General features: G+C 71.5%; 7 protein-coding genes. 2 read left to right on the top strand and 5 right to left on the bottom strand.

What is annotated here, in order from left to right; genetic code table 11:
* Positions 1-86: 86 nt before the first annotated feature.
* A complete protein-coding gene (locus BHU15_RS23425; protein WP_069622126.1) occupies positions 87-584 on the bottom strand; it encodes a DUF3017 domain-containing protein in 498 nt (165 codons plus the stop codon).
* A gap of 11 nt (positions 585-595) precedes the next feature.
* The gene (locus BHU15_RS23420; protein ID WP_069629008.1) at positions 596-1,462 is read right to left on the bottom strand and encodes a bifunctional methylenetetrahydrofolate dehydrogenase/methenyltetrahydrofolate cyclohydrolase; all 867 of its coding nucleotides are present in this window, start codon (positions 1,460-1,462) and stop codon (positions 596-598) included.
* A 256-nt stretch (positions 1,463-1,718) separates the two neighbouring features.
* Between BHU15_RS23420 and BHU15_RS23415 the strand changes: the two genes are divergently transcribed.
* Positions 1,719-2,336, top strand: a complete 618-nt coding sequence (locus BHU15_RS23415) for a hypothetical protein (RefSeq protein WP_069629007.1) — start codon at positions 1,719-1,721, stop codon at positions 2,334-2,336.
* Between the two features lie 169 nt (positions 2,337-2,505).
* On the opposite strand, the gene purH is transcribed toward BHU15_RS23415, so the two are convergent.
* Entirely contained in the window at positions 2,506-4,044 is a 1,539-nt protein-coding gene (purH, locus tag BHU15_RS23410) for a bifunctional phosphoribosylaminoimidazolecarboxamide formyltransferase/IMP cyclohydrolase (RefSeq protein ID WP_107422917.1), read from the bottom strand.
* A gap of 65 nt (positions 4,045-4,109) precedes the next feature.
* Positions 4,110-4,718, bottom strand: a complete 609-nt coding sequence (purN, locus tag BHU15_RS23405) for a phosphoribosylglycinamide formyltransferase (RefSeq protein WP_069629009.1) — start codon at positions 4,716-4,718, stop codon at positions 4,110-4,112.
* A 359-nt stretch (positions 4,719-5,077) separates the two neighbouring features.
* Here purN and BHU15_RS23400 point away from each other — a divergent pair, with 359 nt between their 5' ends.
* Positions 5,078-6,064, top strand: a complete 987-nt coding sequence (locus BHU15_RS23400; protein WP_069629005.1) for a hypothetical protein — start codon at positions 5,078-5,080, stop codon at positions 6,062-6,064.
* A gap of 91 nt (positions 6,065-6,155) precedes the next feature.
* Here BHU15_RS23400 and BHU15_RS40290 read toward each other — a convergent pair.
* A partial coding sequence (locus BHU15_RS40290; protein WP_255293192.1) for a cell division protein PerM occupies positions 6,156-7,078 on the bottom strand: 923 nt, incomplete at its 5' end.

The raw sequence follows: 7,078 nt of genomic DNA, 5'->3' as shown, positions 1-7,078 counted from the left end.
CCGGAGAAGAAGACGGCGCCCATCCCCTCCCCCGAGTCAGGATGGGCGCCGTCTTCTTCTCCGGCCTGCGGAGGGGAGTGCCGGTGCTACGGGACGGTGGAGTGGACCACGTCCTCCAGGAACGGGATCTCCAGCCATGGCTTCGGCTGCGTCATCAGCGACAGCAGGACGATCACCACACCGAGCAGGCCGTACGTCACCATGTCCGTGAAGCGGGACCGTACGGCCAGCATGCCGACGGACGGCATCACCCGCCGCAGGATCGCACCGGTGATCAACGCCACACCGATCAGTATCGTGCCGTAGCGGAACGCCTCGTCGAACGGATCGAGCCCGACGATCAGCAGCCCGAGCCCCGTCGCGCCCAGCACCGTGAGCAGCGGCCACTGCCGGGCCGGCGCGGGCGCGTCGCCGGGCGCGGCACGGCCGCCGCCCTCGGGGCGCGCGGTGTCCTGGGTGACGGTCGGAAAGCGCCGCGAGGTGCTGGGGGCCGCGTCGCCGTCCCCCTCCGCCACAGGCTCGTCGGCGCCACCGCCGGCCGGCTCCTCCGCCGCGTCGGCGCCCGCACTCGTACCAGCACCCATGGGTGCCCCTTTCACGTTCCGCTACCGCTTCCGGCGCGCTCCGCCGCCTCGACGACGTTCACCAGCAGCTGCGCGCGGGTCATCGGGCCGACCCCACCGGGGTTCGGTGAGATCCAGCCTGCCACTCCGGCGACGTCCGGGTGGACGTCCCCCGCGATCTTGCCGTGCTCGTCGCGGCTGACGCCGACGTCGAGCACCGCGGCGCCCGGCTTGACGTCCTCCGCCTTGATGATGTGGCGCACCCCGGCCGCCGACACGATGATGTCGGCCTGCCGCAGATGCGTGGCGAGATCACGGGTGCCGGTGTGGCACTGCGTCACCGTCGCGTTCTCGGACTTACGGGTGAGCAGCAGCGGGATCGAGCGGCCCACGGTGATCCCGCGCCCCACGACCACCACGTGCGCGCCCTTGATCTCGACCCCGTGGGCGCGCAGCAGCTGGATGATGCCGTACGGGGTGCACGGCAGCGGCCCCGTCTCGTTGAGCACCAGTCGGCCGAGGCTCATCGGGTGCAGCCCGTCGGCGTCCTTCGCGGGGTCCATCAGCTCAAGGACACGGTTGGTGTCGATGCCCTTGGGGAGCGGGAGTTGGACGATGTAGCCCGTGCAGTCGGGGTTCGCGTTGAGTTCGCGTACGACTGCCTCGATCTCCTCCTGGGAGGCGGTGTCGGGCAGCTCACGCTGGATGGAGGAGATGCCGACCTCGGCACAGTCGCGGTGCTTGCCGTTGACGTACCAGCGGCTGCCCGGGTCGTCCCCGACGAGCAGGGTCCCGAGGCCCGGGGTGATGCCCTGCGCCTTGAGGACCGCCACGCGGGCGGTCAGGTCGGACTTGATCGCGGCTGCGGTGGCCTTGCCATCGAGAATTTGGGCGGTCATACGCCCATCTTCGCGGATGACCCCACCGCTCTTCCAATCCAAGGTCACGCACGAGCCCGGGCGGCCAAGATCAACCGTTCGACCCAGGTTGCACTTGCACAACACATAGGGATACCGACTGGACAAAAAGACGATCCGAACAGCACGATGAGCCGCGCAGTGCGCGGGCAGTGTTGGGGGGCAAACCGCTCGATTCCATGACGTTCCTCCTTACGGTTCCGCGATGTCCCCGCATTACCAACGGAGGAATCCCGCCATGAGCTTTGGCGACCCGAACAACCCCTACGGCCAGCAGGGCCAGCAGCAGCCCCAGGGCCAGCCGGGCTACGGCTACCCCCAGCAGGGCCAGCCCCAGCAGCCGCCGGCCAACTACGGCTACCCGCAGGCTCCCCCGGTCCAGCCCGGCTACGGCGGCGGCTACCCCGGCGGCCCCACGGGCGGCATGCCGCAGCAGATGCCCGGCGGCGTGACGGCGTCCCGGGTGTTCCTCTGGATCATCTCCGGCCTCAGCCTCATCGGCGGTGTGATCTTCCTGTTCGCCGCCATCGCGCTCAACGCGGCCAAGGACACGGACGAGTTGGCCGACGACTCGCAGTTCCAGAACCTGGTGGACCAGTCGAGCGGCCTGCTCTGGTTCATGACCTTCATCGCGTTCGCGTGGACCGTCGCGTCGATCGTCCTCGCCATCAAGTTCAACTCCGGCGGCAGCGGCCTGCGTACCGCGCTGATCGTGTACGGCGCCCTGACCATAGTCCTGGGTATCTACCCGTTCGGTGGCCTCGTGGGCATCGTCCACATCGTGCTCAGCATTCTGCTGATCGTCTTCGTGTCGAAGTCGGACGGCGCGGCATGGTTCAAGCGCCCGCGTTACTGACACACACGCACCGCGCTCACGCGCACGCACGCGCCGGAAGGCCGTAACACCCGTCGTAGCGACGGGGTTTACGGCCTTCCGGCGTTCCGCCGCCCCGTACGGTGACTGGTCCTCCCGGGGGCGGCCGTCACCGCGTAACCGGCAGGCGGCGATGGGTGGTTCGACCGGCTCAGTGGAAGAAGTGCCGCGTCCCGGTGAAGTACATCGTCGCGCCGGCCTTCTTCGCCGCCTCGATCGTCAGCTCGTCACGCACCGAACCACCCGGCTGCACCACGGCCTTGACGCCCGCGTCCAGCAGGATCTCCAGCCCGTCGGGGAACGGGAAGAACGCGTCCGAGGCCGCGTACGACCCACGGGCCCGCTCCTCGCCCGCGCGCTCCACGGCCAGCTTCGCCGAGTCCACGCGGTTGACCTGGCCCATGCCGACGCCGACACTCGCGCCGTCCTTGGCGAGCAGGATCGCGTTGGACTTGACCGCGCGGGACGCCTTCCACGCGAAGGCCAGTTCGCGCAGCTCCGCGTCGGACAGGGCGTCGCCGGTGGCGAGCGTCCAGGTCGACGGGTCGTCGCCGTCGGCCTGGAGCCGGTCGGTGACCTGGAGCAGCGCGCCGCCGTCGATCGGCTTCACCTCGACGGCGGCGGAGGGGCCGCCCTCGCAGCGCAGCACGCGGATGTTCTTCTTGCGGGCCAGCACCTCGACGGCGCCGTCCTCGTAACCGGGCGCCACGATGACCTCGGTGAAGATCTCGGCGACCTGCTCGGCCATCTCCACGGAGACGGGCCGGTTGACGGCGATGACCCCGCCGAACGCGGACAGCGGGTCGCACGCGTGGGCCTTGCGGTGCGCCTCGGCGACGTCGTCTGCGATCGCGATGCCGCACGGGTTGGCGTGCTTGATGATCGCGACGCACGGCTCGGTGTGGTCGTACGCGGCACGGCGCGCGGCGTCGGTGTCCGTGTAGTTGTTGTAGCTCATCTCCTTGCCGTGCAGCTGCTCCGCCTGCGCGAGCCCGCCGCCCGGACCGCCGGTGTAGAGCGCGGCGGCCTGGTGCGGGTTCTCGCCGTAGCGCAGGACGTTCGTACGCTCGTACGTCGCGCCCAGGAAGTCCGGCAGCCCGGAGGTGTCGGCGGCGGCGTAGTCGGCGGCGAACCAGGAGGCCACGGCCACGTCGTACGCGGCGGTGTGCTGGAACGCCTCGGCGGCGAGCCGCTTGCGCGTCGTCAGGTCGAACCCGCCGTCCTGTACGGCGGCGAGGACGTCCCCGTACCGGGCGGGGCTGGTCACGATGGCGACCGAGGGGTGGTTCTTGGCGGCGGCGCGGACCATCGACGGGCCGCCGATGTCGATCTGCTCGACGCACTCGTCGGGAGTGGCCCCGGACTCGACGGTCTCGCGGAAGGGATAGAGGTTGGACACGACCAGCTCGAAGGGCTCGATGCCCAGCTCGGCGAGCTGCTCGCGGTGCGAGGCGAGGCGCTGGTCGGCGAGGATGCCGGCGTGGACGCGCGGATGCAGCGTCTTGACGCGGCCGTCGAGGGTCTCCGGGAAGCCGGTCAGCTCCTCGACCTTGGTGACGGGCACCCCGGCGGCGGCGATGCGCCCGGCGGTGGAGCCGGTGGAGACGAGCGTGACGCCGGCCGCGTGCAGTCCACGGGCCAGCTCCTCCAGGCCGGTCTTGTCGTAGACGCTGACCAGCGCGCGGCGGATGGGCCGCTTCGTACCTTCGGCTGCGGCGGCTGCTCCGGCGGTCCGGGCCGCGGTCTCTTCGACGCTCACTGGATTGTTACCTTTCGTCCCTCAATGCGGTAGCCGTGCCGGGCGAGACGCCCCACGACATCGACGAGCAGCCGTCGCTCGACGTCCTTGATGCGCTCATGGAGAGCGACGCCACCGTCCTCGTGATCCTCGTCCCGCACCTCGACCACGCCTTGCGCGATGACCGGGCCGGTGTCGACGCCGTCGTCGACGAAGTGGACGGTGCAACCGGTGACCTTCGCCCCGTACGCGAGCGCGTCACGCACCCCGTGGGCACCGGGAAAGCTGGGCAGCAGGGCGGGGTGGGTGTTGATGAACCTGCCGCCGAAGCGGGCGAGGAACCGCTTCCCGACGATCTTCATGAAGCCGGCCGAGACGACGAGGTCGGGCTCGTACGCGGCGGTGGCCTCGGTGAGCGCGGCATCCCACTCGTCGCGCGTGGCGTGGTCCTTGACGCGGCGGACGAAGGTCGGCAGCCCGGCGCGCTCGGCACGTTCCAGACCGGCGATGGAGTCGCGGTCGGCGCCGACGGCGACGATGCGGGCGCCGTAGCCCTGCGGGTCGGCGGCGACGGCGTCGAGCAGGGCTTGGAGGTTCGTACCGGAGCCGGAGACGAGGACCACGATCCGGGCCGGGGAGCCGAATTCGACCGGGGAGCCCGGTTCCGGCGGGGTCTTCGGGTCGTCTGGGGCGGGCGGGGACGGCGGGGAGGCCACGGCGGAACGCCTTTCTGGACGCGAGCAGAGCCTCGCGGGTGGTGCGGGTCGTGCGGTTTTGTGTGGTCGTACGAACGAACCGGGTCTCCCCTGTCGGGGAACTCTACGAATGCGCCGACCGTCAGCAACGATACCGGCACACCGAACGGCCCCCGGGGGACGGGGGCGCGGCCGGGAGGTAGCGTCTGGGGACACGGACCTGTCTCCAGGACGGGCCATACGACACAAGACCCCTTACGCCAAGGGTCTGAGGGGAAGACGTTCACCAGATGCCGGACCGACGACACCGCACGGCACTCCCTGTCCCGCAGCCCACCGGGCCGGTGCTTCTGCTGCGGGAACGCCAGTCCTCGTCCGCCGGGTCCTCCGGGTCCTCGGGTTCTTCGGGATCCTCCGGGCCGGAGGACTCCTCGGGTTCTTCGGGGTCCTCGGGTTCTTCGGGCGGCTCCGGGTCCTCCGGTTCCTCGGGCGGCTCCGGGCCCTCCGACGACAATCCGTTCGCGCCGCCGCCGGAGGACAGGCCCGACCAGCCGTGGCAGCCGCGCCATCCCCAGAACGGCGGCGGGACGCCGGACGACCAGTCGTCGGGCGATGACCGTTCGTCCTGGGGCAGCCAGTGGAGCAGCCGTCAGCCGGGCCGCTCGTCGGGCGGATTCGGCGGCAGGCCCGGCGGCCAGAACGGACCGGGCGGCGGGCAGAACGGCCCCGGTGGCCGCCAGGACGGTCCGGACGGCCGGCCCGGCAAGGGCGGTCTGCGCTGGGACCCGACCGACCCGTTCCAGCGCCGTGCCCGGTACTCGATCCTCTCGGGCATGTGGGCGTTCTTCTTCGCCCTCTTCGACTTCCCCCAGGTCGCGCTGCTCCTCGGCTCACTCGCCCTGTACTGGGGCATCAGCTCGCTGCGGGCCAAGGCACCACTGCCGCGTCCGTCGGCCGAGCGCACGGGGGCGAACCCTTCCGACGTGGGTACGACGTCTTCCGCGTCGACCCCCGCGGGCGCGCCGCCGGTGCCCAGTACGCCGCCGGGCGCCCCGGCCCAGGGCACGACGACGCACAAGCCGCAGACGACGGCCGCGGTGAGCGGCATCGTGACCGCGTCCCTCGCACTGCTGGTCGTGGCGGGGACGTTCACCGTGCAGCTCGTCTACCGCGACTACTACACGTGCGTGAACGACGCGCTGACGAAGACGGGTCAACTGGCCTGCAACGACAAGCTTCCCGACTCGCTGGTCCCTATCTTCGGCGTCCAGAAGTAGCCGGCGGCCACCCGGTACGTCCGACGGCGGCCCCACCCTTCCCAGTTGCGGGAGGGGCGGGGCCGCCGCTCGTTCGAGTGGTGGGCGCGGGTCAGTCGGCGGCTTTCGCCTCCGGCTCGGGCTTCGTCGGGGTCTCGGGCTCGGGCTTGGGCTTCGTGGCGAACGTCGGCTCGGTCTCGGGCTCGGGCTTCGTCGCAGACTCGGGTCCGGGCTCGGGTCCGGGCTGAGGCTCAGGTGTGGGCGGGGCCGGCGGGAAGTCGGTCATCAGGCCGCCGGACGCCTGCTTGATCGCGGCCCAGCGCGCCTCCTGGGAGTCGCGGTCGTGCCAGTCGTCCATCGGCAGGAAGTCGTACGGCGCCTCCGCCGGTTCCGTACCGTCCAGCGTGGGCGTCACGTCCTCATCCGCCGGCTCCACCGGCGCGTCCTTCTCCGCCGCCGCCTCACCGCGCCGCCACGGCAGCCGTCGCCACCAGGGGCGCTTCTCGGAGTCCGGGTCAGCGCTGTCCGTCCCGCTCCCGTCGTTCACCTCGTCCACCTCCTTCGTCTCACTCACCTCCTTCGTCTCACTCAACTCGTCCGCCTTGCCCGCCTCAGTCACATCGCCCACTTCGTCCGCCTCTCCCTGCTCGTCCGTCCCGCGGCGTTCGCGCAGCCGCCAGGCCCGTACCAGCAGCGCCGCCGGTACGCCGATCCCCACCGTCCACGCCAGCGCAGCCACCCCGGTCAGCCACCACACCGGCCCGAACTCCACCAGCCGCGCCGTCCCCAGCGGCCCGCCCGCGAGCGCGGCCAGCGCCGCCGTCAGCACGGCGCACCCGGCCCCGGCGAGCGCCGTCGCGAGCGCGGTCTCGCGCGCGCTCCACGCCTCGTCCCGTTCGGCGTACGGCGGGGCGGCGACCCGTACCGTGAACCAGGCGATCGTCAGCCCGGTCAGCAGTGGCACCGCCCCCGCCGCCCAGGTCACCGCCATGCCGGGCCCCTCGGCGGGCACGGCGGCCAGCAGCGGGAAGGGCG

It is taken from the genome of Streptomyces niveus (genome assembly GCF_001723055.1).
Taxonomy (GTDB): domain Bacteria; phylum Actinomycetota; class Actinomycetes; order Streptomycetales; family Streptomycetaceae; genus Streptomyces; species Streptomyces niveus.
The sequence above is the reverse complement of the archived record's forward strand: the minus strand, read 5'-3'. Positions and strand labels throughout refer to the sequence as shown.

Bases quoted from the DNA above. Each gene is read 5' to 3' on its own strand.
- BHU15_RS23425 (WP_069622126.1), bottom strand. From the start codon at position 584: ATGGGTGCTGGTACGAGTGCGGGCGCCGACGCGGCGGAGGAGCCGGCC.
- BHU15_RS23415 (WP_069629007.1), top strand. From the start codon at position 1,719: ATGAGCTTTGGCGACCCGAACAACCCCTACGGCCAGCAGGGCCAGCAG.
- BHU15_RS23420 (WP_069629008.1), bottom strand. From the start codon at position 1,462: ATGACCGCCCAAATTCTCGATGGCAAGGCCACCGCAGCCGCGATCAAG.
- BHU15_RS23400 (WP_069629005.1), top strand. From the start codon at position 5,078: ATGCCGGACCGACGACACCGCACGGCACTCCCTGTCCCGCAGCCCACC.